Origin of the sequence: Constantimarinum furrinae (assembly GCF_014295415.1) — a bacterium.
Taxonomy (GTDB): domain Bacteria; phylum Bacteroidota; class Bacteroidia; order Flavobacteriales; family Flavobacteriaceae; genus Constantimarinum; species Constantimarinum furrinae.
Genome location: NZ_CP052909.1, coordinates 2,940,540 through 2,966,154, shown reverse-complemented (window position 1 = coordinate 2,966,154; position 25,615 = coordinate 2,940,540). Strand labels below are relative to the sequence as shown.

Below are 25,615 nucleotides of genomic sequence, written 5' to 3'. Positions count from 1 at the left end.
ATTACCTTTGTCTGATGGCGCTTTCCTATTCTTTTGTTATCCCTGTATATAACAGGCCCCAGGAAATAAAGGAACTTCTGGAAAGTTTCGTTTTAATTTCATTCAATCAACCCTTTGAAATTGTTATTGTTGAGGACGGTTCGACGCTTTCTTCCGAGGAAGTAGTTAAACAATACAGATCTAAACTCAATATTTCATATTATTCTAAACCAAACTCAGGTCCGGGAGCATCCCGAAATTATGGGATGGAACGAGCTACCGGAAATTACTTTATTATATTGGATTCAGATTGTTTGCTGCCCGAACATTATTTGGCTACGGTTAATGACTTTTTGGAAAGGCAGTATCACGACTGCTATGGGGGTGCCGATGCCGCTCATCGAAGCTTTAGTCCGTTGCAAAAGGCAATTAATTATGTGATGACATCCTTCTTTACTACAGGGGGAATTAGGGGTAGTGAAAAAAGTATTTCTAATTTTGAACCCCGTAGTTTTAATATGGGAATTTCAAAGGCAGCGTTCGAAAAAACAGGAGGATTTGCTAAAATTCATCCCGGTGAGGATCCCGATCTTTCTCAGCGAATTCTAAAGGCCGGTTTTAAAACAACATTTATCCCCAACGCCTATGTGTTTCATAAACGCAGGATTTCTTGGAATAAATTTTATACTCAGGTAACGAAATTTGGCTTGGTAAGACCTATACTCAACTCCTGGCATCCGAGAGCTGCTAAAATAACTTTCTGGCTTCCTTCGCTCTTCTTAATGTTCGTAGTATTCTCTGTTTTTAGTACCATATTTTTCAGTAAATGGTGTATTGCTCCCTTGCTTTTTTATGTGCTTTTAATATTCTTTGATGCTGCCTTAAAAAATAAGAGCATAAAAATTGGACTGCTGGCAGTTGTGGCACTTTTCGTTCAGTTTTTCGGTTATGGCATGGCTTTTTTAAGATCCAGTTATTATATAGGGCTACTGAAGAAAGATCCAGTGAAACAGTTTCCGAAATTATTTTTTAAGTAATTTTAATTCAGAATACAAAAAACCATGGGCAACACCTATAAACGTAAATATAAAACCACAAAGCTTCGTGCTTTTTTTTTATTCTTATTAGTGGCTATTGTCTTCTGGGGTCTTGCAAAATTTTCAAATGACTATACTGCTACCATAGTGGCTCCTTTGGAGTATACTAATATTCCTCCAGAGACGACACTTTCTAAAGATAATCTTTCTGAACTATCCTTCGATCTCACGGCGAATGGATTCGAATTTCTGCTATACAAAATGAAATCTCCAACAGTGCAAATCGATGTTTCAGATTATTATAAACCCGGAGACAATATTGTAGTTTTAAGCGGATCTGATCTTGTGAAAGCCATCACCCAGCAGATGGACAAAAGTCCAACTGTTAACAATGTTTCAGTTCCTGAGTTAAGGATCGAATTGGTTGCTATTACGGTAAAAAAGATCCCGGTAAGAGTTGCGTCGGAGCTTAGTTTTAAAGATGGGTATAAAGCTATAAACGGCTTTGAAGTTGAACCCGATTCAATTACAATTTCGGGTTCATTGGAGCGGCTTAAGATGGTCGATAGTATTTTTACGAAAAAGGTATTCTTAAAAAATATTGAAAGTGATGTAACTAATGAAGTATTGATTGATACGGCAGGTTATAGTGGGGTTTTTTTTAATCCCCTAAGTGTGAGATACCACTTAGAAGTTCATGAGTTTACTCAAAAAGAACTCAATGTGCCCGTACAGCTAACCAATGCACCTTCCGATACTACGATTAAAATAATTCCAGAAATGGTAACCATCACTTTCGAGGTATCGGTAGCGCGGTTTAACGAAATTGAAAAAGGAGACTTTACGCTAATTTGTGACTACGCTAAAAGAGATGCCGGTGAAAATTTTATGATACTCGAACTGGTTGATAAACCGGAAGGGATACTGAATATAGAATTCAGTGAAAAGAAAATCGATTATCTCGTTTTTAAATAATTTAGCTCAGATATTTTGAAGATCGTAGGACTTACAGGGGGTATTGGAAGTGGAAAAACAACAGTTGCACTTATGTTTAAGGAGCTTGGTGTTCCGGTTTATATTGCAGACAAGGAGGCAAAGAAACTAACTAACTCCTCAAAAATAATTAAACGCAAACTTATTCAATTACTTGGAAATGCTGCTTACAAAGACGATGCACTTGATAGCAAGTTTGTTGCTGATAAAATCTTTAATGACGCAGCGTTGTTAAAAGCAACAAATGAGATCATACATCCCAGGGTTGCAAAACATTTTAAGCGCTGGGCTTCAAAACAGCATACGGAATATGTGATAAAAGAAGCAGCTATTCTATTTGAAAACGGAAGTTATAAATACTGTGATCACACGATTTTAGTAACTGCACCTAAAAAGACCCGCCTGCAGCGTATTATAAAACGGGATCACGCAAATGTGGAGGCAATCGAGGCCAGAATGAAGAATCAGTGGAGTGATGCAAAGAAGATGAAACTGGCCGATTTCATTATCGAAAATATAGACCTGAATAAGACAGAAAGCGAAGTAAAAAAACTTCATACTTTACTATGTAAAAAGTCAAGATAAGTAGGATCAATTCATTTTGTTAACATTTGGTTAAATGGAAAGCCGCCTAAATGTTAAAATCTTACTTTTGGTCTTATGAACAAAAAGCTTTTTATTCTACTCATCGCACTGATGTCTCTATCATTGTTGGGAATAATTTTTGTTCAGGGGTATTGGATCTTAAATTCTTATAGAACTAAAGAGGATCAGATAAATCTTAATTTTCGGCAAATTCTACTCGAAGTTTCAGAAAAGATTCAATTAAGGGAAATTGAAGACTACTATAATATTTACAGTGGTCTAGTAGACAGCTTGCAGACGCCCGATAATATAAACTTCAGTGAGTTAGTTTATACAACGAAGAACGATAACAACAATGAAACGTATATTTTTTCAGACGGAATTCTGGAAGAAGATTTTAAATTGTCTTCCAACTTTCTGGATACGGAGATCGACAGTATTGCTTTTAAAAAGATCACCAATAAGAAAAGCAAGACCAGAGTTGTTTCGGGATTGGATGGAAATAGTAATACGTCAAAATCGACCGTCGAATCCTTTAGCCGTCTAAAAGATTACGAACGGAATCAGTTTGAATCGGCATTCAGGAATATTTCAGCAAAAACACCGGTACATAAAAGAGTTACCGGAGAAGAAATTGAAGGACATATTGAAAGAGAACTTGAAGAGCGAGGATTAAATTCAAATTTCGAATACGCAATTTACAGTAATGATCTTGCGACCAAAGTTCATTCGAAAAAATTTAAATATTCTCCCGAGAAGACTTTCGAGGTTCCGCTATTTGTAAATGAAGATCTTAATTTAAGTTATCAACTTTTGGTGAATTTCACAGAGAAGGAAAAGGTCGCATTAAATTCCATACTGGGAATGGCGGTTCTTTCATTGGTGTTTACTGCGGTAATTGTGATCGCATTTGCCAATGCTTTGTCCCAGATCTTCAGACAACGTCAGATTTCACAAATTAAAAGTGATTTCATTAACAATATGACGCATGAGTTTAAAACTCCTATCGCAACCATCAATCTTGCATTAGATGCAATGAATAATCCAAAGGTTAAAGAAAACCAGGAGTTTAGAGACCGATACCTGAAGATGATACGAGATGAAAACCGAAGAATGCACGCACAGGTTGAAAATGTGCTGCGTATTTCGAAACTGGAGAAAAATGAACTCGACCTGCCTAAGGACAGATTAAAAATACACGATGTAATAGACGATGCGATTTCACATGTAAGTTTGATCGTGGAAGACAGAAACGGGTATATAAAAACTCATTTTGCAGCCCTGAAAGATTCAGTTTTAGGGAATGAATCGCATTTAAGTAATGTTTTCGTTAATATACTGGATAATGCGATCAAGTATTCGGAAGATGAACCCAAGATCGATATTTTTTCCGAAAACGTAAAGAACAGTATTATTCTAAAGATACGCGATCAAGGGATTGGGATGAATAAGAATGTGCAAAAAAATATATTTCAAAAGTTTTACCGGGAAGCAACCGGTGATATTCACAACGTAAAAGGTCATGGGCTTGGCCTTGCCTACGTTAAACGTATTCTGGAGGACCATGATGCCGAAATATACGTTGAAAGTGAGAAAGGCAAAGGAAGTACCTTTATTATTAAACTACACTTAATATCATAAATTATGGAAACTGAAAACAAGAAAATTCTTTTAGTAGAAGACGATCCCAATTTCGGAACGGTCCTTAAAGACTATTTGGCAATGAATGATTATCAGGTCACTCATGCAAAAAACGGAATGGAAGGCTTCGAGAAGTTTAAAAAAGATGACTTCGATCTTTGTATTCTCGACGTAATGATGCCGTATAAGGACGGATTTACTTTAGCGAAGGAAATTAGAGAAAAGAACGAAGATGTTCCAATTATATTCCTAACCGCTAAAGCCATGAAGGAGGATGTTTTAAAGGGGTATAAAGTAGGAGCAGACGATTACCTCAATAAGCCTTTTGACAGTGAAGTATTGTTAATGAAGATCAAGGCGATAATTCAGCGTAAAGCAACCGATTCTATAGCAGATAGTAAACAATTTGAATTTAACGTGGGTAACTTCCACCTTAATTCTAAATTGCGCTTTCTTACCTATAAAAAGGAAGATCCAATTAAGCTATCTCCCAAGGAGAATGAACTTCTTCGATTATTGGCCTTACATAAGAATGACCTAATGCCTCGTGAACTGGCACTGACTAAAATATGGAGGGATGACAATTACTTTACCTCACGTAGTATGGATGTTTATATCGCCAAATTGCGTAAGTATTTAGGAAAAGATGATGGTGTAGAAATTATAAATATTCATGGTGAAGGCTTCAGATTGGTAGTGAAAGACGAAGTTGATCAATAATATTTTGATAGGATAAGTGTAAAGAAAGCCCTGTTAGAGGGCTTTTCTTTGTGTAATAAATTCAATAATCGTGTGATGATCTTCCGAAGCATCGAACCAATGGATATCCGGGTTTTTTCTGAACCAAGTTCCTTGACGCTTTGCAAAACGCCGGGTATTTTTCTTGATTTCTTCAATAGCAGTATCAAGCGATAGCGTCCCATCAAAATATTGGAATAATTCTCTGTAACCCACAGTTTGCATAGCATTTAGAGCTCTGTGCTTATAAAGTTTTTTTGCCTCTTCCAATAAACCGTTGGTCATCATTTGGTCAACTCTGGTATTTATCCGATCATAGACGGTAGAACGCTTTGCAGTTAACCCAATTTGCAATGTATCGAAATTCCTAGGTACATTCTCATCTTTTAAGAATGAAGAATACGGCTTGCCCGTCGCTCTGAAAATTTCCAGTGCTCTAATTATCCTGTGCGGATTGTTGTGATCTACTTTTTTATAATGACCGGGATCTGCAGCTTGCAGCTCTTGTTGTAATTGTTGCAGCCCATGCGCTTCAAGCTCATTATTTAATTCTTTCCGAATAGAAGGATCTACATTAGGGAAATGATCCAGTCCCTTTATGACGGCATCTACATACAGTCCGCTACCTCCAACCATCACCACCAAATCATTATTTTTAAATAATTCAGTTAATTTCTGAATGGCCTCCCGCTCAAAATCACCAACGCTGTATTTGTCGAATATACTTTTATTCTGAATAAAATGATGAGGAACTTCGGCTAGTTCATTCTCTGATGGGACTGCCGTACCCACAGACATCTCCTTAAAAAATTGCCTAGAATCTGCCGAAATGACTTCCGAAGAAAAAAACTTTGCAATAGAGATTGCCAAGGAGGTTTTACCTATGGCAGTTGTGCCCATTACTACAACTAACAATGGTTTTTTAAAGGTCATTACCACCTGGTTGAATTTCATCGTGCAACGTATTACCGCACCTATGGCAAAATTCTGCATCGTCCCTATGTTTCGTTGCACCGCAATTACGGCATACCTGGGTATTCACATGGACGTAATTGTCGTCTTCTATATTTTTGGACCTAACATATTCGGCACTAACGATCCCTGTAGGCACGGCAATTATTCCATACCCCATGATCATGATAATCGCTGCGATAAGTTGTCCCAGGGGTGTTATGGGAGCTATATCACCAAAACCTACTGTAGTAAGCGTAACAATGCACCAGTAGATACTTACTGGAATACTATTAAAGCCGCTTGCTTCTCCTTCAACTAAATACATAAGCGTCCCGGCAATGACCGAAATAATGAGAACGGCAAAAAGAAACACCAAGATCTTTGGCCTACTATCCTGAAGGGCTTTTTTTAATTTGTTGGCCTCGCCCACATATCGTGTTATTTTTAAGATCCTAAAAACCCTTAAAAGTCGTAAAGCTCTAACGGTAAGTAAAAAATTACTTCCCACTAAAATAAACGACAAATACAATGGGATGGTTGATAAGAAATCAATGATTCCATAGAAGCTAAAAATATAGCGAGCGGGTTTTTTAACCGTAATGATCCGTGCTATATATTCGAAAGTAAAGAAGATCGTAATTACCCATTCACCGTAATACAGCAGGTCGTAGACCTTTTCCGGTAGTCCTGCCACACTTTCTATAGTAACAAAAAATACACTAAGTAAAATTAGGACAAGCAGGACAATATCGAAAAGCTTTCCCAATGGGGTATCGGCTTCGTAGATAATGTCATGAAGTTTTTTTCTCCAGTTACTCTTTTTTACGGGCTCCAATCTGTTCTATTTCTAATATAAAAGTAAACAACTTTATTTATATGGCGGCTTCCTCGGGTAGATTAACAATTTTAAGTACTTTGTTCTTTCGGAGATAATTTTGAATGATATGTTGTGCGTCTCGGTTATTTTGCATGGGAGTGATGATCGATCTTAATATATCGATATTATTGATCTGGAAATTTAGATTATAAAATCCATAGCCCTTATAAACACCATTTTCTATTAAGACCACCGATCGTTCATCGATATCCCTTCCTTTGTCTATAATAAGCATGTGATTGTTCTCGTAACTGTATTTTTCTAGAAAGCTTTGAACCCGGTCATTATATTCCTCCACAGGCTCAAGTTCGATACAGGCCCCGTAACAGTCTTTAAGTCCGAATAAAAAACAGCTACTCTCGGTTTTATAAAGGCCATTGAGCTTTTGACATAATTGATGTTCTTCAGTAATTCTGTAAAGTGAAGATTTTGCTTGTTGATAATTAGTAAATGTGGTTATCGCCTGTTTTTTACTGTTTGCTTTTTCAATAGACAGATTTATATATCCATTTTGATCAACAAATGAAGATAATTGATATCTAAATACCGTTCCTCTAAGAGCACGATTATAATTCGGTTTATTCCTCTTAATTTCTTCGCACTCTTTCAATTGTGCAATAAGGTCATTTCCCGTAAGCTCGAATGTAACTTCAACCACTTCAAGCTGTATTTTCTTAGACTTTCTGGAGTCACTTGTAAAATGCTGTGTTAGACGCTTTTTGATATTCTTACTTTTTCCAATATAGATGATCGATCCGTCCTCACGATGCATATAATACACGCCGGTTTCTGCAGGGGCATGTTCTATGATATCCAGTAATTTCGGTTCCAATTGGCGCTTAGGATCCTTTCTTACCAGTTTTTTTACGATCTCTTTCGTACTGTCCTTGGAGAGTAAAAGTTTAAATAAACTCACGGTAGCCTTGGCATCTCCCTGAGCTCTGTGTCTGTCGCTTAATGGAATACCTAAAGATCGAACCAATTTTCCAAGACTATACGAGGGCAGGTCTGGGAGTAACTTTTTTGCGAGCTCCACCGTACATAAAGTGTCCTTTTCAAATTCGTAACCCAGCCGGTCGAATTCGGTAGTTAGGATCCTGTTATCGAATTTGGCATTGTGTGCCACCAGGATACAATCGTTAGTTATTTCAATAATTCGTTTGGCTACTTCATAGAATTTGGGAGCGTTACGAAGCATTTCATTATTTATACCGGTGAGATTTACCACAAAGGGTTGTATGCTGCGTTCGGGATTGATAAGACTGGAAAACTGGTCGACTACCTTATGGCCGTCGAATTTGTAGATCGCAATTTCAGTTATTCCCTCTTCATTAAATTTTCCTCCGGTAGTTTCTATGTCTAAGATTGCGTACATCTATATACTTTCCCCGATTTTATTATTATGATAAACAAAAGTAAGGCTATTTTTTGGGCTTTACGAATAATTGCGTTTCCCGAAAATTGCACTCCCTACACGTATCATTGTGCTTCCCTGTGCAATGGCGACCGCATAGTCTCCGCTCATTCCCATAGAGATCTCTGTAAATCCGTACTTGTTCTTATAGGTGTCGAAGAACGCTTTTAATTTCTGAAATTCTTTAACCAGTTGGGCTTCATTTTCGGTAAAAGTTGCCATACCCATTACGCCCAGGACGTTTACATGTTCCATAGACTGAAAAGCTTCTGAAGCAAGAATTTCTCGCGCGGCTGCTTCGCTTAGTCCAAATTTACTCTCTTCTTCGGCAATTTTTATCTGGATAAGGCAGTTTATGACTCTGTTGTTTTTTCGTGCCTGTTTATTGATCTCTTTCAGCAGTTTTAAACTATCTACAGCATGAATTAAACTCACAAACGGTGCCATGTATTTTACCTTATTTCGTTGTACATGTCCTATCATATGCCATTCTACATCCTTTGGCATTTCCTTCCATTTGGCCTCCATTTCCTGTATCTTGTTTTCACCAAAGATGCGATGTCCGGTGTTATAGGCTTCCATGATCTCGGGCACTGCCTTAGTTTTAGAAACAGCAACCAGGGTTACTGTATCGGGGATTTCTCTTTTTAGTTGAATTATATTTTCTGAAACAGACATATTAAAATTCATAGATCGTTACACCACTTCTTAGTTTGGGTTCTATATAGGTAGTTTTTGGGGGCATTTTTAAACCTTCATCCGCGATCTGTTTCATTTCGGGAGTGGTGACAGGAAGCAAGCCAAAACCTACTGCGAACTCTCCCGAATCGACCATCGATTTTACATAGGCAAGATCGTGTTTACCATGCGCATAATCGATGCGGTTATCGTTTCGAAGATCGTGAATGCCCAAAATAGGTTTCAGTATTGTCTTATATAGGATCTGGGCATCAAGTCCGTCTAAGGCGTTCTCGATTTTATAATTGCCCTTCCGAAGATATAACGAATAAAAAGCACCATCCAGATACATACTAAAATGATGCTTTTTAGAAGGTTTATAATATTCCTGTCCTCTTTTTTCTATTCGGAATAAGGCGTCCAGCGCAATTAAAAACTCTTCTTTGCTCAGGCCGTTAAGATCCCGGACGAGTCTGTTAAACTCGTAGATCTTTAAATCACTTTCAGGAATGAGGTAGCTCATAAAATAATTATAGGCTTCGGTTCCGTTGTGATCTTTATTTTCAGATTTTAAAGTTTCCGCCAGTAGATAGGAAGAAGAAGAACGATGGTGGCCGTCTGCGATATATAACACATCCATTTGATCGAAAATTGAACCGATCTCTTCAATTATTTTGGGTTCATTTACTACCCACAAATAATGAGTATCTCTGTAGGTAGTCGTAAATTCGTACTCCGACCGTGCTTTCATAACGGTCTCAATGATGGATTTTAGTTTGTGGTTATCGGGATAGGTTAATAGCACTGGTTCGGAATTAAAACCGACAGTTTTCAGGTATTCCTTAAATAGTGTTTCTCTGTACTCAATAGTATCTTCATGTTTTTTGATGACATCCTTAACATAATCTTCGGTACTCGCAGCAGCAACTATTCCGTGGAAAACCAATCCATCACGGTTAACGATCTTATAGACATAAAAGGCCGGTTTCTGTTCTTGTAAAAAAATACCATCTTCCTTAAATTCCTGATAGCGATTTCGCACAAGCGTATAGCGTTCGGGACCTGCGATCTGTTTCTGATATTTATATCCCGGATTAACAATGTGCAAAAAGGAAAACGGATTATCCCGTAAACGCGATTCCCTTTCGGCAGGCGTATAGCTGTCGTAGGATCGCGCCGCGATCAAACTCACTTTATCCCTGGAGGGGCGTACTGCTTTAAAAGGAATTATGTTAGCCATTCTTATACAATCAGTTTATTTTAAAAACTGCCCTGATACTTTTTCGGCTCTTCTGCTTTCGCTATAATCGTAAAAACCTTCACCGCTCTTAATCCCCATTTTTCCTGCCATTACCATATTTACCAATAAAGGACATGGAGCGTATTTCGGGTTTTTAAAGCCATCGTACATGACATTGAGGATGGATAGACACACATCAAGCCCGATAAAATCGGCCAATTGCAGCGGCCCCATTGGATGTGCCATTCCTAATTTCATAACGGTATCGATCTCCTGCACCCCCGCAACACCATTGTACAAAGTCTCAATAGCCTCGTTGATCATGGGCATTAAGATGCGATTGGCTACAAACCCGGGATAGTCGTTCACTTCAACAGGAACTTTACTTAACTTTTTAGAGATTTCTTCAACTGTAGTATACGTTTGGTCACTGGTGCTGTACCCCCTTATGATCTCTACCAGCTTCATTACAGGAACCGGGTTCATAAAATGCATCCCGATCACCATATCGGGGCGGGAGGTTTCGGCGGCAATTTTTGTAATGGAGATGGAAGAGGTATTACTAGCCAAAATAGTGTCCTCCGGGCAAAATTTATCCAGATCCCTAAAGATTTTCAGTTTCAGATCTACATTTTCGGTGGCTGCTTCTACAACCAGACTGGCATACTCTACGCCATCTTCAAGACTGGTGTAGGTGGTAATGTTTTTTAAGGTTTTAATTTTATCTTCTTCAGAAATAATTTCTTTAGAAACCATTCTGTCCAGATTTTTGGTAATGGTAGCCATTCCTTTGTCCAAAGAATTTTGAGAAACATCAATTAGCTGAACTTTATAATCGAACTGGGCGAAAGTATGGGCAATTCCGTTCCCCATAGTACCAGCGCCTATAACCGCTACATTTTTCATAGTTTATGATTTGTTAATTTAAAGCGTTTTAAAATTCTCGATCACCTGCATTGCCACCCGAAGTGCTTCAGCTCCTTGTCCCAATGAAACAATCGGAGTAGTATCTGTTTGTATGGCATGAGCAAAGGCTTCAAGCTCATCCAATATGGCGTTGTTTTCACTAATTTGAGGGTTGTCGAAATAGATCTGTTTCTGCACTCCTTCGGCGTTGGTAAGAATCATGGCAAAATCATCGGGGTTTTCGGGTGCATCCTTCATCTTTACCACTTCGCATTTCTTTTCAAGAAAATCCACCGAAATATAGGCGTCCCTTTGAAAGAAACGCGCCTTTCGCATTTTTTTCATGGAAATACGACTTGCAGTAAGATTAGCTACACAGCCGTTTTCAAACTCTATACGTGCATTGGCAATATCTGGTGTTTCACTTATAACTGAAACACCGCTGGAGTAAATTTGTTTCACCGGACTTTTTACCACACTAAGGATAGCGTCTATATCATGGATCATAAGATCGAGCACCACCGAAACATCGGTACCTCTAGGGTTAAACTCTGCCAATCTGTGAGCCTCGATAAACATAGGATTATCGATCATGTGATTTACTGCCATAAATGCAGGATTAAATCGTTCTACCTGTCCTACCTGTCCACGAATTTTGTGCTTTTTTGCAAGGTCCCGTATCGTATTTGCTTCCTCAACGGTATGGGTTATTGGTTTTTCGATGAAGAGATGTTTTCCGGCTTCCACTACTTTTTTGGCACAAGCAAAATGATGAATGGTGGGGGTGACCACATCGACCATATCGCAGGCATCGATTAGAGCTTCCATAGAGGGAAAGCTTTTATACCCGAATTCCTCTTCAATTTTTTGAGAAGCATTCTTATCTGCATCGTAGAAACCGATCAAGTCGTATTTGGTCGATTGTTGCAGTAATTTGAGATGAATTTTTCCCAGGTGCCCGGCACCCAGAACTCCTGCTTTTAGCATGGGCTGAATTTTTACACAAATGTAAGGGATTTTAAAGAAAATTTCGGGAATGAACCACCGAATTCCAAAATCCATATTTTTGTATTCCGACACTTGTTTTTTAATGCTTTCTTTCCATCTTTGTACTAATGAAAGATACCTTCACACATAAGGGGATGAGAAAGAAATTGGTGGAAACCCTTATCACTAAAGGTATTGAAAACCCTAAAGTCCTTGAAGCAATAAATAAAATTCCTCGTCATTTGTTTATGGACTCGGGTTTTATTGATCATGCTTATATCGACAAGGCCTTTCCTATTGGCGCCGATCAGACCATCTCTCAGCCCTATACTGTAGCTCGTCAAACCGAATTACTGGATGTAAATCCTAACGATAAGATCCTAGAAATTGGAACCGGTAGCGGCTATCAAACCGCTGTCCTCATTGAAATGAAAGCCTTGGTTTATTCAATAGAGCGGCAAAGTGAACTCTTTAAAAAGGCGAAGCTATTTCTTCCCAAATTGGGATATCGTCCCAAAAAACTGATCTTCGGTGATGGGTACATCGGACTGGCATCAGAGGCTCCTTTTGACGGAATTATCGTTACTGCAGGTGCACCTTTTGTTCCAAAGCCATTAATGGCCCAATTAAAAGTAGGCGGTAAGTTGGTCATTCCTGTTGGTGAAAAAATTCAGGTCATGACGGTCTTTACACGAACTTCAGAAACCGAATTCGAAAAGGAAGAATTTGGAGAATTTAGGTTTGTCCCGCTACTCGAGGATAAAAATTAGTGATTACCACATTGCTTGCTCCGTGCTATTAGATTAAAGCTAATAACTGTCGTATACCCTCTCACAGAACAAAGATGTTACAAATGATAACAACTTTGTTACATAATTGATATAGGTAAAAATCTATAAAAAGGAATTTTACCCTGTTCAACATTTAACTAATTAAATCAATTATGAAATTTCAACCTAACCTATGCATAGCTGTTTCAATATTACTTTTTTTTAGCGCTTGTCTTAATGATGTTAAAGAAGCTGCGAGTTCGGTTTCTCAAACCAGTAAAACCATTAAGAATGCTGAAAAAACCATAGATCACAGAGCTTCCACAGTTGAAACCTTATCTAAACTGGAGCCGCTAACCAAATCACAATGGGAACATTGGTCACCGGAAACCTTACCCGGTGGTTTTAATCGAACACATATGGCCAGTAACTTAATGATACAAGCCGGAATAGCAAGTTTTGGTGCGACATACAGATCTAAAGAGAATTCGAAAGTGGTAAAGATCACTATCATGGATGGAGCAGGGCCAAAAGCAAGTGGTTCTATTGGCGCATTTTACAATACTCTTATTTCAGAATTTGACACTAAACACAACTGGGGATATCAACGATCGGTTACGGAAAATGGAATTAAAGCTAAAGAAACTCATTTCACCGGTAATAATAAATATGAGTTGACCACATTTTACGGTGATCGATTTTGTTTAACTGTAGAGACCGAGCAAATGGAGCGGGAGGAGGCATGGCAAATGTTTGAAGCGATGGAACTTGAAAAACTAGTGGCTATCGCGAATTAAAATTTAAAATCTAAACAATTTCAATCTATGAAAAAATGTATCTTATTTCTCATTGGCTTCATTTTTATTTCAGTTGCTTCGGAAGCCCAAATTCTTGATAAAATAAAGAAAGTGAAGAATACTATTGCCGGGATTACGGTCGAAAAGCTAAGTGCAGACCCTGTATCTACTTCTTTTAAGGATGTTGATAAAACAAGGTATTTTGAGGATGACTTCGGAAATGATGCAGACTTTTTAGACTTACACAATCAGCCCTATGTAGAGGGTGAAGGATTTTTGTTACAGCCGGGATTTTATGAAGGAAGATTTCAAAGCTTTTGTATTAAAGCCGGCACATATATGCCAACAACGGGTCGTGGTCGCTTCTATGCTCCCTTAAAAGGACCCAAAGCCGACATTATTGCTACAATTATAGAGGCCTATGAACAGGATTCCGGACTCACACAAAAAGAAGTACAATTGTTATTATGGGCGATAATTGCAAAAACGGATTTTAATAAAATGAACGGACCGGTAAAATTAACAGCCATACGACTGTTATCTGCCGAACAAATTGCGAGATTAAGCAAAGGTAGTTTCGATAATCTTGCCCGCAAGGAAATGAAGAAACTGGCGTATTCATCCAATGCTGTTCGAGCAATTGTAGAAGCCGAAAATAATCTCAGAGCGAGCTATTACCGAGGAGTTTCTACCTATGAAGATTATGAAAATATTGCAATGTTACCGGGTGAGGAGCCCCTTGTGCCTGAGTTTGGACCCGGACGCTGGACCAAGCATCCCGATGGTTTCTTTATACGCTACTACCCAAGTGGATATAGTACTACCAAAACCCAAATCTATGTGCCAACATCAGTGGGTAACCCAAGTTTTAATCCAACCAATGCCATAGCAGTTCCTGCAGACCGAGGTCAACGATTAATTCAAACAGGATTACCTTCCATAGGAGGACAACCTAATATGGGTGGAGGAGGTCCAATGTCGGGTAGCGGAAGTAGTGGAGGAACAGCTGGTGGAGGAGGGAATTCTGGTGGTGGTACTGTAGGAGGAGGAGCTACCGGTTCGGGAACAGTTCCGCAAAGTTTTTGCAATCCCGCTTTTGATGCAGGAGTTGATAAGGTGATTAAAGAACAAATGATCCTACAAGATCTTCCGGGTCTTGCAGTTGCTGTGTATAAAAATGGAAAAATGGTTCATCTTAAAGCGTACGGTTATAGAGATTTATATGAAGAAATTCCTATAAACCTTAATACAACGATGGAATGGGCTTCAATTTCTAAATCTATTACAGGTGTAGCCGCAGCACAGCTTGAAGAAAAAGGAATTTCAGGGTATAAGGTATCTCATTACGCCAATAGGTACGTCGATAACTGGAAGAATGTAACATATACAGATACTTCAGGAAACGTTGAAGGAGTGGATGCTCGATTAACATCTATCACTATCGACCAGTTGTTGAATAATACCAGTGGGATCCAGCACTATGGTAAAGGTACTCGTGCTGGTGCGAACAACAAGTACGCTAAACTGGGAAGAGACACTTACGTCCAATTCATAGAAGAAAAAGAATATTCTAGTCCGCCAGGGGTTTTTGATGCCAAGAAAGCCGTCAGCGTTTTCAATAAATCGGTGATTGATTTTAATCCGGGTTCGAAATGGCACTATTCTTCATATGGTTTCGTTCTGGCCGGAGCAACAATTGATAAGGCGGCACCGAACGGATATGTCGATTGGGTCCAAAAAAATATTGCTGATAAAATTGGAATGCAATCCTTTAGTATAGCAGAACCGCCGGGATGGGGACATAAGAAAACCTATGATGGGATGTTAACATCTCATCAAAGCAATCGAGCCGAATGGACATTGCCCGGTGGAGGTTATCAGTCTAATATTTGTGATCTGGCAAAATATACTTATGCATTGAGTACCGGAGTATTTTTTGATGGGCAAAAAGATCAGTTGTGGAATAATAGTGTCACAGCCTCGGTTGGCGGGAGTCTGTCATATAGTTATGGTTTGTATTTTAGAGGCACAGGCAATAATTTTAGAGTATATCACGGGGGTCACGGGGGAAATTCAAGGTCCTATATGCAATTCTTTCCCACCGACAGCACCGGAATTGCTCTTATGGCACCAGCAGAATATGCCAATTTACCCGAATTAACTAAGTATATTTTTCAGGAATTAAATGTTCGTCCAACACTGTATTCGGGCTTAACCCCTACACCGTATGACAAATGTGAACGAGGTATGACAGATGGGAGTGATTTATTTTATGGGGTCTGGAGGCGAAGGGACGGGGATGTTCTCATTAGAACAGGATATGAGACTGCAGCATTCTTTAAGGAGATAGAGCGTCTTCAGGATTCGGGATATAACTGTGTTGATGTAGAAACTTATATGAATGAAGGAAAGAGATACTGGGATGCCGTACTTAAAAAAGGGGTTCCCAAGACTAAATTGGTATATAATCTTTCAAGAGGTCTTTTGGAAACTACGACAAATGGCCTCAAACAAGAAGGATTTATTTTAAGAGATGTGGAATCTTATCTGGACAATGGCAATCGTAAATGGGCGGGTGTTTACTCAAAAGAGAATAAAAAATCACAATTGATGAACGTTATGCAAACTCAAGAACTCCGAAATGAACATGATCGGGCTTTGAGCAATGGACTGCAAATAGTCGATATAGAATGTTATCCAAATGGGAATTTGCTTGATTGGTCGGGAGTATGGGTAAAAGGACCACCATCCAAAATGGAGCTCAATATAGACCCAACTACTTTCTATGATAAGGTCCGAAGTATGAGAGGACAAGGGTATCGATTAGTAGATGTCGAGTATTATATGTTGAATAATCAAGATTGGCGAGTTGGTGCAGTATGGGAGCAAGGAGCCTATAAGGAATTCATTACCGGTGAAACCGGTGATTCGGCCAGTATGCAAAAGTTTTGCGATCATATGGAGACTCATTATGATCAAAGTAGAGCTGGGTTGGAATTAGTAGATTGGGAAAGAATTGACGTAGAATGGTTCGATTAAACTATTGTGAATCTGTAGAAAATTATTCAAGGATGTTTAAGAACTTAAGTCCGAAGATAAAAGCACCGTCACTTACACCACTGTAATAGGAGCGCACATAATCTACACGTAATAAACGGTATTTACCTATACCCAGATTGTCTATTCCCAGAGAAATTTCGGTATAGGGTTTATTATTTTCGGTACTTAAAAAATGAGCTCCTGCAACAAGATTAAAATTAAACTGATTGATACCCGGTATCTTCCCCAGGATCCACCCTCTGAAATCGTGTTCTAAATGTCCTTCAAAATAACTTCTGTTTGTACTGAAATCGTAATAAGGCATTAAGTTGAATACGTTAGAGTAGTTGAACGTAGTTCCAACACGAGTCTGATTTCCGTTAAAATGCTGATAATCCACAAAGGAAATATTATCTCCGCTCAAAAAGGTACCTCCCTTAAGACGGTAAATAAATTGACCCGTATTTCCCGTATTTATACTTTGATACAGCGAAGCCTTTAGTTGGCTGTAGTTGTAGTTTTCTACGGAAGCACCGAACCCATTTTCTAATGTCAAGGTAAGTGCAGGAAACTTCTCGCTTCCAAGATTATATTTACCATCCGGATAGGTCATATATTTCTGTCCGAAGGTGATATTTGCGGTTATATTCGATTTTATAATAGTGTGTTCTAAGATCACTGCATTGGTAAAATCTGAAGGCATTAACGGATTGTTTGACGTATAATCCACTTCATCATTGGGCAGGGTCACATAGTTAGTGGTATTAAATAACGGTTTCCGTTCTTCATACCCGAAACTTGTACCAATCCTAAGGCCGTTAAACAGCTCCTGATTGTATGCGAGTCTCGCATAATTGAGTTCATAGACCTTCATATAATTTCGTTCAAAGAACAATGAAGATACCGTATTTACCAGAGGAGAAATAGGTTCGGCTGCATTAAACTGTACCACTTCATTTCCGGCGTAAGCCCCAAGTCTTAAACGGTTGGTTCTATTAAAATTTTTCGTTATTCCGCCGCTAAAACGCAATCGGTCATCCGAAATTCCGTAGGTAGCTCTTGTAAATACCGAAAGCCATTGAGTTCGGTTTTCGTCATAACTTTTGAAAAACGAAAGCTCTGCACCGGCATTCCAGCCTTGTACGGTATTAAAATTGATCTTTGGAAAAGGTCCGTCATAGTTCAGTCTCCATTTGTTATAACTATTCTCGAAACTGTAACCTGTAATAGGGTCCAATAGGCCAAATCGATTGTTCTTTGCATCGATAGAGTCGAGATAAGTTTTCGACTTACGCAGTTGCTGAATGCTGTCTTTTTTAATGTAGTCGTTTAACTCTTCATCAGTAAGTGGAACTGGACGTGTACCTCTCCAGAACAAGGAATCCTTTTTATTGGCTTCAGCTTCAAACTTTAAAACTTCATTAGAAAAGGTTCTCTTTTCAAATTGCGGGTCGAAATTGTAATTACTATAGACTGCAATGAACCTTCCGTCTCCATTAAATCCGAAGAAACCAAAGCTAAAATCTATGGTTTGTGAGCGTTTTATCCAAGTTTCATTATCGGTATCGAATTTAAAATTCTGTTTAAAGATCAGTTCTTTAATAAACGGCACCTGAATGGCCTGACCATTAGTGGTAAGGTCTACTCCGTACAATTGCCAGTCGTCTTCCACGATGTAAATCACACCCTGCCACACTCTGTCCTTTGGTCGTTTTGGCGTAACTAATATCTTATTGATCAATTTACTGCCTTCGTAAAAGATCCCATCCAATTTGTATGTATAATAACCAAAGGCATTTGTAGCGATTGGAGAAACAACAGCAGCATTGAGGTCGATAGAATTCTCGTAAAACGAAAAATTGGCATCCTGAGCGCTGTTAAAGCTAAACCCGTTATCATTTCCGCTTACCTTACTCGCAATGATGGTTTCTTTAAAATCATCCGGTTTTTTATATGCGATCTTTGAGATCGTTTCAGATAAATAAATGAACCCGGTTCGGGTAGAATCTAATTGCCCGTCGAAATCACCCACCTCCTGACCTAGGACTTTTTCAGGAATACTATCGACACGCCATAACCCTCTGGAGTAGAAATCGGCAGTAAATGCCGAGATCCGGTCGAGATTTTCTTTCTGTTTTGCTATGGTGTTACGAATAATGCGGTAGGAGGGATCTTCAGAGGTATTGATCACAACTTCATCCAGACTCACCGATTCTTCTTTCAAGGAAACATTGAGAATATGTGGAAAGGAAGAAATACTTATATTTTTGCGAACCGTAGTATAGCCCAAAAACTGAAATATCACAGTATAGTTTCCTTTTTTGGATACATTCAGTTCGTAATTCCCATCGTCATTTGAGGTTGTTCCTGTAGTGGAATCCTCCAGATATATATTTACGTAAGGAAGGTACTCTCCTTTCTCGTCGGTTACCTTTCCGGCGATTTGTGAATGGGAAGTAGCACTAATAAGAAAAATGCCTAAGAATAAAAATCGAATCATGCAGGAAATATCTTATCGAAAAAACGAAGATAAAATTAAAATGGCTGCTTGTTTAATAAAAGTTTAGCATTTATGGTATATAGGAGGCCTTTCCATGTTTAATTGTTAAAAGCCTTCTTGATCCGGCTGAGGTTCCGTTTGCTATCACGATCCTTAATACTGTCGCGCTTGTCGTATTCTTTCTTACCCCTTGCCAAGGCGATCTCAAGTTTTGCGAGTCCGCGATCATTGGTAAAAAGGAGTAGAGGAACAATGGTAAGTCCGCTGTTGCGCACCTCTTTTTCCAGCTTTTTCAATTCATTTCGGTTCAACAGTAATTTGCGTTCACTCTTAGGATTGTGAGAAAAAGCATTGGCGTGAGAATATTCCTGAATGGTCATATTGATCACAAATAACTCACTGTTGTTAAATTCACAGAAGCTTTCGGCTATAGAAGCTTTTCCTTCTCGTATGGCTTTTATTTCGGTACCGGCCAGCACTATCCCAGCCGTATATTTGTCGAGGATCTCGTATTCAAATCTAGCTTTTCGGTTTTTTATGCGTACGTTTTTCTGAAGTGCCATAGCGGCAAAAATACTATATTTTACTCTTCTATAGGGGCTATTTTGTCTAATCGTACGGGAGAATAATCTTTTTCTTTCTCACCATTTACCAAAATTTCATCAAAATAACACTTTACACCAACGGCACCCATAAAATTAGGACCATCCTGAATATGTAAATGGAGATGTGCTTCGGTAGAATTCCCCGAATTTCCACAGTTTCCGAGGTATTGTCCGCGCTTTACGGATTGTCCTTCTTTCACTTTTATCGTTTCTTTTTCGAAGTGAGCATATACAATGTATTCGTCATATTCGGTTTTGAGAATCACGCTATTCCCCAACATTTGCGCCGGATTCATTTCGCCCGGTTTATTGTCTTCCACGCCTGTGATCACCCTAAATACTTCAGCATCACAAACCGCATAGATAGGCTTTCCGAAGGCAAAATAATCTTCGTTTCGGGTTCCACTGCGTTCGAAGGTTTTTCTATTCGGACCCAAAACCAGAAAATCGAAGGCGTTTTTTTGTGTTTTTGAAACAACGTGATAATTCTGCGCTTTGGTGTCTCCACCCCATACCGTAAACCATTCTCCCTTAAACGGTAGACTTAGCCTCGATTGATTGCGTTCCATTTTTGCAACAACATCTTCTTCTTGTGCCGGATAGAAACGAAGTCCGTTGAGTAAATTCTTATCATTCAAAGAAAACGAAATGTTCTGCTTTCCATTTTCGAAGGTGGTTTCGTAGATCTCTGTAATACCTTCGGAACTGAGGAATTTAAAATCTGATATTTCTCCTAAATTACGTCGGAAGGAAGTAACAATGTTCTGTACGTTGTCGAATCCTAATTGTTCCTGCATGGTCCCGTTCATCATGTCGAATATGGCCTGCGCATCACTGTTGTTGAAGTGAGTCTTAAAATCTTCAAGAGCAATTTGATACGATTCCGTTTGCGCAACACTATGTGAAGCGATAAACAGTAGTATTACTAAGATATGGTTTTTCATAATTCAGACTTTTACGTAAGGTTTTCGGAAGATAAGTGACATAAACTGTACTTTTGTTACAAACACAAACTATGAAAAATATAACCCTGCTTTGTATTGTTTTATTGTTATGGGCCTGTGGGGAGACTAAACAAGAATTGAGTGCTGAGGATATTGTGGACAAGGCAATAGAAAAAGCCTGTAATGGAAACTGCGACTTTGCCTTGATCGAATTTAGTTTCAGAGACAGAACATATGTCAGTGAGAGGAAAGGGGGGATGTACAGGTTTGAACGACATACTTCAGATTCGATCGGACTCATAAAAGATGTAATAACCAATTCCGGTTTTGAGAGACGTTTACATGGGGAAATTATTGAACTTCCCGATTCTATTTCAGAAAAGTATGCCAACAGCGTGAATTCGGTTCATTATTTTGTTCAAATCCCTTATGTCTTAAATGCTCCTGCTGCTAAAAAGGAACTACTGGCTGAGGGAATGGTAAACAACCAACCCTATTATAAGGTTAAGGTTTATTTTACTGAAGAGGGTGGCGGTAAGGATTTTGATGATGTTTTTATGTATTGGATCCATAAACAGAATTTTACCGTAGATTATTTCGCTTACAAATATTCAGTAGAGGGCGGAGGAATTCGGTTTCGGGAAGCGTATAACGCAAGAATTATTGAGGGAATCAGATTTGTGGATTACAACAATTATAAACCTGAATCTAAAGACGTCTCTCTCGAAAAACTGGACAGTTTGTTTGAAAAGGGGGCCCTGAAACTACTTTCTACCATTGAAACGGAAGATATTACCGTAACATTAGGCAATAATAAGTAGGGTAATTATTCAATAGTAACCTCCTGCACACTGGTTGCATCACCTTTTATCCTAACAATAAAGAGACTGCTGTTGTTGTAATCGTCCATTTCGGGATACCTGTTATCTCCAATAATGGCATTAACAAAGGCCGGCGTGGTATTACTATGTCCCACGATGAGCACATTTTTTCCTACGGTATTTTTTTTGAATTCTTCGGAATACAGTGAGGTGGGGTCGTATCGTTTTGGTTCGATATTTTGTTCTGAAGCAGTATATAACACGGTTTGCATCGTTCTAACAAAGGGCGTAGTGTAGATCAAATCCAATTCCTTATCGCTAAAATATTTTGCCCATCTCTTAGCGCGCTCATGTCCTTCGGGTGTTAGTTCGGGATCACTGTTGCTGGTATCACTTCGATCCTTTTCTGCATGTCTGATGAGATAATAGGTCGTGGATTCTGTATGTTCAATGTCCGTTGAACTATTATTTTCCGTTTTATCTTTTTCAGAATTATTACAAGAAATAAGAAGGACGGTGATAAAAATAAAAAATAGATTTTTCACAATTGAGTTGGTGTTAGTTCAGAATTACAAGATACAAAAAACCGGAAGGTAAAAACTTACGTAAGTCTCGATAACAAAACTTTAGTTTTTGTGAGAATTTAGTTAAAGGTTGTTATTTAATGAACCCTCTAAAGCATTGATGTCATATTTCATCACACGCTTAGGGGGTTTTTTTATTTACAGGATATGAGAAGCCGTAATTATCGAATAAGTAATTGTAAAGATGGTTACACATAAGATGTAGATTCCCAAAATTGTGTTGGGTCGTTGCCTTGCCTCTATGTGAACAGAAGCATTAGAATTTGTTTTCATAGTGTTGTTGGTTTAAGGTGATTGTGAATATATGACGACCAAACCATATAATTTGTTACAGAAGGATGTTGGTAATTAAAATAAAACATTGGCCTTAACCTGATGTGAATCAATTAGCTAGTGTGAAATTAAAGAAGCCAATAAGCATTTCATCGGTACTTTGCAATCCCCAGTTTACTTCTTGGGTTGGGTCGGGATTTAGCGGATTTTGGTAGGTGTTGTCATAAATACCTTCTACCAAAATAATGGATCCTTTTGGAACGAATGTCGGCACTTTCAATTTATAAAGCCACTGCCAGTTAAAATTGTAATCGGGTACAGAAACCAATACTTTGTTTTTTCCATCGGGTTCAACAATTGAAACTCTAATATCCTTCCCACGGTAATGCATATGGGGTATCACATAATGAATATAAATATCCCTGTTTATGGTATCACTTGCGGTAATTTTAATATTTTCTCCAAATGGCGGAATAGTAAAGTTCATATTTGCCGGGGACAAGGCGTAGAACTCTTTGGGTGGCGGATCTTCATGAAAATACAATCCAATGGTGGATTGATCGGTTTCTTCTCGTCCCGAAGGGGTATAATGAATTTGTGCAGTTAATACCGTTCCCTTGGGTAAGAAGACCCCCGTACTGTCGGGGTAAAAAGTACTTAGTTCCGCTCCGGCGCTTAGTGCGATATAATTATCCTGCCACGGTCGTTGCTTTCTGTTGGTGATCGGACTCGTTTTATTTCGAGCTTCATTAGTTAATACTACATGATGCAGGACTTTGGTATTTCCGGGTTTTATTACAACCCCTTTTAACCAAGTGCCCTTTGTAAGCTTTAGCGGAATTTCCTGATATCGGTAACCTATGATTCCTGTAGCCGGAATGCTTTCGGTATTTAGAGTGAGGATCTGATCGGGTATTCCCTTTGGCCATTCCTTATTGTCCATTTCAAGGTTGGCAAGAAGGTCGTCACCTGTTCCGGGTTTAAGCCCGTTATCGATCCACTGAAGTAGTTTTCGAGCATTACTGTCTGATAGTGCGACTGAATTCTTAAACTCACCAATATGCGGATCTGCTTGCCAGGGAGGCATGCGTTTGCTTAAAATAACTTCCTTTATCATAGAAGACCAACCCACTATGGTTTGATAATCGCTCATAGACCAAGGTGCCAGACCATCGTCGTGATGGCATCGTACACAATTTTGTTTTAGAATAGGAGCAATGTCTTCGGTATAAGTGAGATCTTCATTATCCTCGAGTGAACTCAGGCGGGTTACTCTGCATCCCTTGGTCATTTTTTGTTTTAACTGCGGGGATTTTCCTGTAAGGATCTCATCTAACGCCTTTTTTAAATAATGCTCGGAAGCCGTGCTTTTTTGGGCTTCATAATCAAGTCGGTCATTCAATGGTCCCCGATACAGAATTTCTCGACTCACGGGATCCAGTACGATGGCTTCCGCAGTAATGGTTATATCCAATTCATCAGCGAGAAGTTGTGCCGAATCATCAAGTACCGGTACCTTAAAATTGAATTCAGAAGCTTCTTTTTTAATGGACGCCCTGTTGTCCTGGATATTGCTGTTTAACATGAAAAATTTAAAGCCTTTTTCTGAATATTCTGCTTCGATAGTATGAAAGTCTAAAAGCAGGTTTCTCACAATGGGGCAACCGTTACCCTGTATCCAAAGGACTATGCCTGTATTGTCATTGTATGAAGAGAGTCGGTGAAATGCCCCTTGCTCATCAAATAGGGCATAATCGTTTTCTCTGCTATCTTCAATAGGTTGAGGTGGGTTATCACAGGAAACTATAAAAAATACTAATAAAAAAAAGAGTGATTTGGGAAATTTCAAAATGTATATTTTAGGTAACAGAACGGTAGGGATACAGATTACGTTAAATTGATTTTGAATATATGTATTCTAAATATTTTTTACTAATTTTTCAAAAATTAAAAATATAGTTATGAAATTAAATTACTCATTGAAAGACAAGTTTTTACAACATTCACTGGTTCTAGGATTATCCCTTTTATTAAGTGGAATGGCCTATTCTCAAGGTTGTACTGATCCCGTGATCACAGCCACATCGGGTCCGGGAACCATCTGTGAAGGGGAAACTGCTTCACTCACTGCTACCCACAACGGACAAAGTGTAAATTGGTACGACGCTGCTTCAGGTGGAAATCTGTTAGGATCGGGTAGTCCATTTGTTAGTGCTCCACTTTCAGCGACAACATCATTTTGGGCCGAAGCAGTAAACGGCGGAACAGGAACGCCTGTTACCGGTGCAGCACGGGTGGCACCTACCAACACCACAAATTCGGCTGTCGTAGCCGTGACGAGCCCGTGGGGTTTGTCTTTTGACGCTAATGTCGATTTTACCATTAACACGGTAGATGTTTTTCTGGCGTCAAATTCACCGGGAACTGTTGTGATGCAGCTTAAGGACAGCGGATTAAATATAATCGAACAGGTATCAATTGCCGTACCTGCCGGTAATTCAACCACTCCGGTACAGCATACGCTCAACTTAGACTTTTTTGTGCCTGCAGGTCTGGATTACGATCTGGTAGCCGAAAGCAGTCCGAACATGGTTCGAGAATTTTCTTCAGGTCACCCTGGATTTCCTTATCCTATTGGCACTATTGGAACGGTAGTAGGGGGAACGATCAATGATAACAATACCAATTCAACCGTATACTATTTCTTCTATAACTGGACAGTGACCCCTGGAGAAAATTGTACTTCAGCAAGAATGGAAGAAGTAGTGAATGTAACGGTTACACCTGCTCCAACCGGGGATAGTAACCAGACGTTTGTGGCTGGAGAGACCCTGGCCGATCTTGATGTGACAGGTACAAACTTAACATGGTATTCAGATGCTGCCGGAACTAATGTGATACCCGACACCACTCCTTTGCAGGACGGAACTACGTATTATGTGAGTTCTACCGATAACAGTTGCGAAAGTCAGTTGCTCGCAATAACCGTAACTGAAACACTGGGTGTGCCGAATGAATCCTTAAGAGAGCTTCGTTATTATCCAAGTCCGGTATCTACTGTACTTGAGATTTCAAATGCAGAACCTATATTGAAAGTTGAAGTATATAATATTCTTGGTCAGCAAGTATTATATGTTAATAATGATACTTCAGAAGTTTCTTTAGATATGGCTTCACTGAATGCCGGAGCTTATTTTATAAAAGTTGCTACTGAAACCGGAGCAACATCGTTTAAAGTTCTGAAAGAATAACA

At 39.0% G+C, this 25,615-nt stretch carries 23 protein-coding genes; 10 read left to right on the top strand and 13 right to left on the bottom strand.

Features of this window, described 5'->3' with window-relative positions:
* Positions 1-14: 14 nt before the first annotated feature.
* From ALE3EI_RS13560 to ALE3EI_RS13540, 5 genes are all read left to right on the top strand, one after another.
* The gene (locus ALE3EI_RS13560) at positions 15-1,016 is read left to right on the top strand and encodes a glycosyltransferase (RefSeq protein WP_186989553.1); all 1,002 of its coding nucleotides are present in this window, start codon (positions 15-17) and stop codon (positions 1,014-1,016) included.
* Positions 1,017-1,040: 24 nt separating this feature from the next.
* Positions 1,041-1,991: a YbbR-like domain-containing protein gene (locus ALE3EI_RS13555; RefSeq protein WP_186989551.1), complete on the top strand. Its 951-nt coding sequence runs from the start codon at positions 1,041-1,043 to the stop codon at positions 1,989-1,991.
* A gap of 15 nt (positions 1,992-2,006) precedes the next feature.
* Positions 2,007-2,594 carry a dephospho-CoA kinase gene (gene coaE, locus ALE3EI_RS13550; protein WP_186989549.1) on the top strand — a complete coding sequence of 196 codons (588 nt, stop codon included), beginning with the start codon at positions 2,007-2,009 and terminating at the stop codon, positions 2,592-2,594.
* A 75-nt stretch (positions 2,595-2,669) separates the two neighbouring features.
* Positions 2,670-4,235: a sensor histidine kinase gene (locus ALE3EI_RS13545; RefSeq protein ID WP_186989547.1), complete on the top strand. Its 1,566-nt coding sequence runs from the start codon at positions 2,670-2,672 to the stop codon at positions 4,233-4,235.
* 3 nt (positions 4,236-4,238) lie between these two features.
* Complete coding sequence (locus tag ALE3EI_RS13540) at positions 4,239-4,955, top strand: response regulator transcription factor (RefSeq protein WP_186989545.1); 717 nt, start codon at positions 4,239-4,241, stop codon at positions 4,953-4,955.
* A 33-nt stretch (positions 4,956-4,988) separates the two neighbouring features.
* Here ALE3EI_RS13540 and miaA read toward each other — a convergent pair whose 3' ends face one another.
* The 7 genes from miaA to ALE3EI_RS13505 are packed head-to-tail and all read right to left on the bottom strand — an operon-like array spanning position 4,989 to position 12,029.
* On the bottom strand, positions 4,989-5,927 hold the full coding sequence (gene miaA, locus ALE3EI_RS13535; protein ID WP_233279976.1) for a tRNA (adenosine(37)-N6)-dimethylallyltransferase MiaA: 939 nt from the start codon (positions 5,925-5,927) through the stop codon (positions 4,989-4,991).
* Positions 5,896-6,762 (bottom strand): ion transporter, encoded by an 867-nt coding sequence (locus tag ALE3EI_RS13530; RefSeq protein WP_186989543.1) that lies wholly within the window; start codon positions 6,760-6,762, stop codon positions 5,896-5,898. The genes miaA and ALE3EI_RS13530 overlap by 32 nt, the downstream gene beginning before the upstream one ends.
* Before the next feature lie 37 nt (positions 6,763-6,799).
* Positions 6,800-8,179, bottom strand: coding sequence for an exonuclease domain-containing protein (locus ALE3EI_RS13525; protein WP_186989541.1), 1,380 nt, complete (start codon positions 8,177-8,179; stop codon positions 6,800-6,802).
* 60 nt (positions 8,180-8,239) lie between these two features.
* Positions 8,240-8,896 (bottom strand): YggS family pyridoxal phosphate-dependent enzyme, encoded by a 657-nt coding sequence (locus ALE3EI_RS13520; protein WP_186989539.1) that lies wholly within the window; start codon positions 8,894-8,896, stop codon positions 8,240-8,242.
* A gap of 1 nt (position 8,897) precedes the next feature.
* A complete protein-coding gene (locus tag ALE3EI_RS13515) occupies positions 8,898-10,136 on the bottom strand; it encodes a DUF1015 domain-containing protein (RefSeq protein ID WP_186989537.1) in 1,239 nt (412 codons plus the stop codon).
* A 15-nt stretch (positions 10,137-10,151) separates the two neighbouring features.
* Positions 10,152-11,042 carry a 3-hydroxybutyryl-CoA dehydrogenase gene (locus tag ALE3EI_RS13510; RefSeq protein ID WP_186989535.1) on the bottom strand — a complete coding sequence of 297 codons (891 nt, stop codon included), beginning with the start codon at positions 11,040-11,042 and terminating at the stop codon, positions 10,152-10,154.
* An 18-nt stretch (positions 11,043-11,060) separates the two neighbouring features.
* Positions 11,061-12,029 (bottom strand): Gfo/Idh/MocA family oxidoreductase, encoded by a 969-nt coding sequence (locus ALE3EI_RS13505; protein WP_186989533.1) that lies wholly within the window; start codon positions 12,027-12,029, stop codon positions 11,061-11,063.
* Positions 12,030-12,157: 128 nt separating this feature from the next.
* On the opposite strand from ALE3EI_RS13505, the gene ALE3EI_RS13500 reads away from it, so the two are divergent.
* From ALE3EI_RS13500 to ALE3EI_RS13490, 3 genes are all read left to right on the top strand, one after another.
* Positions 12,158-12,799, top strand: coding sequence for a protein-L-isoaspartate(D-aspartate) O-methyltransferase (locus ALE3EI_RS13500; RefSeq protein WP_186989531.1), 642 nt, complete (start codon positions 12,158-12,160; stop codon positions 12,797-12,799).
* A 173-nt stretch (positions 12,800-12,972) separates the two neighbouring features.
* Complete coding sequence (locus ALE3EI_RS13495) at positions 12,973-13,596, top strand: hypothetical protein (protein ID WP_186989529.1); 624 nt, start codon at positions 12,973-12,975, stop codon at positions 13,594-13,596.
* A gap of 27 nt (positions 13,597-13,623) precedes the next feature.
* A complete protein-coding gene (locus tag ALE3EI_RS13490) occupies positions 13,624-16,635 on the top strand; it encodes a serine hydrolase (protein ID WP_186989527.1) in 3,012 nt (1,003 codons plus the stop codon).
* Positions 16,636-16,657: 22 nt separating this feature from the next.
* On the opposite strand, the gene ALE3EI_RS13485 is transcribed toward ALE3EI_RS13490, so the two are convergent.
* The 3 genes from ALE3EI_RS13485 to ALE3EI_RS13475 form a co-directional block, all read right to left on the bottom strand.
* Complete coding sequence (locus tag ALE3EI_RS13485; protein WP_186989525.1) at positions 16,658-19,135, bottom strand: DUF5686 and carboxypeptidase regulatory-like domain-containing protein; 2,478 nt, start codon at positions 19,133-19,135, stop codon at positions 16,658-16,660.
* Between the two features lie 98 nt (positions 19,136-19,233).
* A complete protein-coding gene (gene smpB, locus ALE3EI_RS13480) occupies positions 19,234-19,698 on the bottom strand; it encodes an SsrA-binding protein SmpB (protein WP_186989523.1) in 465 nt (154 codons plus the stop codon).
* A gap of 20 nt (positions 19,699-19,718) precedes the next feature.
* Entirely contained in the window at positions 19,719-20,684 is a 966-nt protein-coding gene (locus ALE3EI_RS13475) for a peptidoglycan DD-metalloendopeptidase family protein (RefSeq protein WP_186989521.1), read from the bottom strand.
* Between the two features lie 71 nt (positions 20,685-20,755).
* On the opposite strand from ALE3EI_RS13475, the gene ALE3EI_RS13470 reads away from it, so the two are divergent.
* Positions 20,756-21,505: a DUF6503 family protein gene (locus tag ALE3EI_RS13470; RefSeq protein WP_186989519.1), complete on the top strand. Its 750-nt coding sequence runs from the start codon at positions 20,756-20,758 to the stop codon at positions 21,503-21,505.
* A 5-nt stretch (positions 21,506-21,510) separates the two neighbouring features.
* Here the strand turns inward: ALE3EI_RS13470 and ALE3EI_RS13465 are convergent, their stop codons facing one another.
* The 3 genes from ALE3EI_RS13465 to ALE3EI_RS13460 all read right to left on the bottom strand — a co-directional run bounded on the left by ALE3EI_RS13465 (position 21,511) and on the right by ALE3EI_RS13460 (position 24,211).
* Complete coding sequence (locus ALE3EI_RS13465; RefSeq protein ID WP_233279975.1) at positions 21,511-22,050, bottom strand: SixA phosphatase family protein; 540 nt, start codon at positions 22,048-22,050, stop codon at positions 21,511-21,513.
* Between the two features lie 177 nt (positions 22,051-22,227).
* Complete coding sequence (locus ALE3EI_RS13780) at positions 22,228-22,362, bottom strand: hypothetical protein (RefSeq protein ID WP_262891066.1); 135 nt, start codon at positions 22,360-22,362, stop codon at positions 22,228-22,230.
* Between the two features lie 109 nt (positions 22,363-22,471).
* Positions 22,472-24,211 carry a redoxin domain-containing protein gene (locus ALE3EI_RS13460; RefSeq protein WP_186989517.1) on the bottom strand — a complete coding sequence of 580 codons (1,740 nt, stop codon included), beginning with the start codon at positions 24,209-24,211 and terminating at the stop codon, positions 22,472-22,474.
* 112 nt (positions 24,212-24,323) lie between these two features.
* Between ALE3EI_RS13460 and ALE3EI_RS13455 the strand changes: the two genes are divergently transcribed.
* Positions 24,324-25,613 carry a T9SS type A sorting domain-containing protein gene (locus ALE3EI_RS13455; protein WP_186989515.1) on the top strand — a complete coding sequence of 430 codons (1,290 nt, stop codon included), beginning with the start codon at positions 24,324-24,326 and terminating at the stop codon, positions 25,611-25,613.
* The last annotated feature ends 2 nt before the right edge of the window (positions 25,614-25,615 follow it).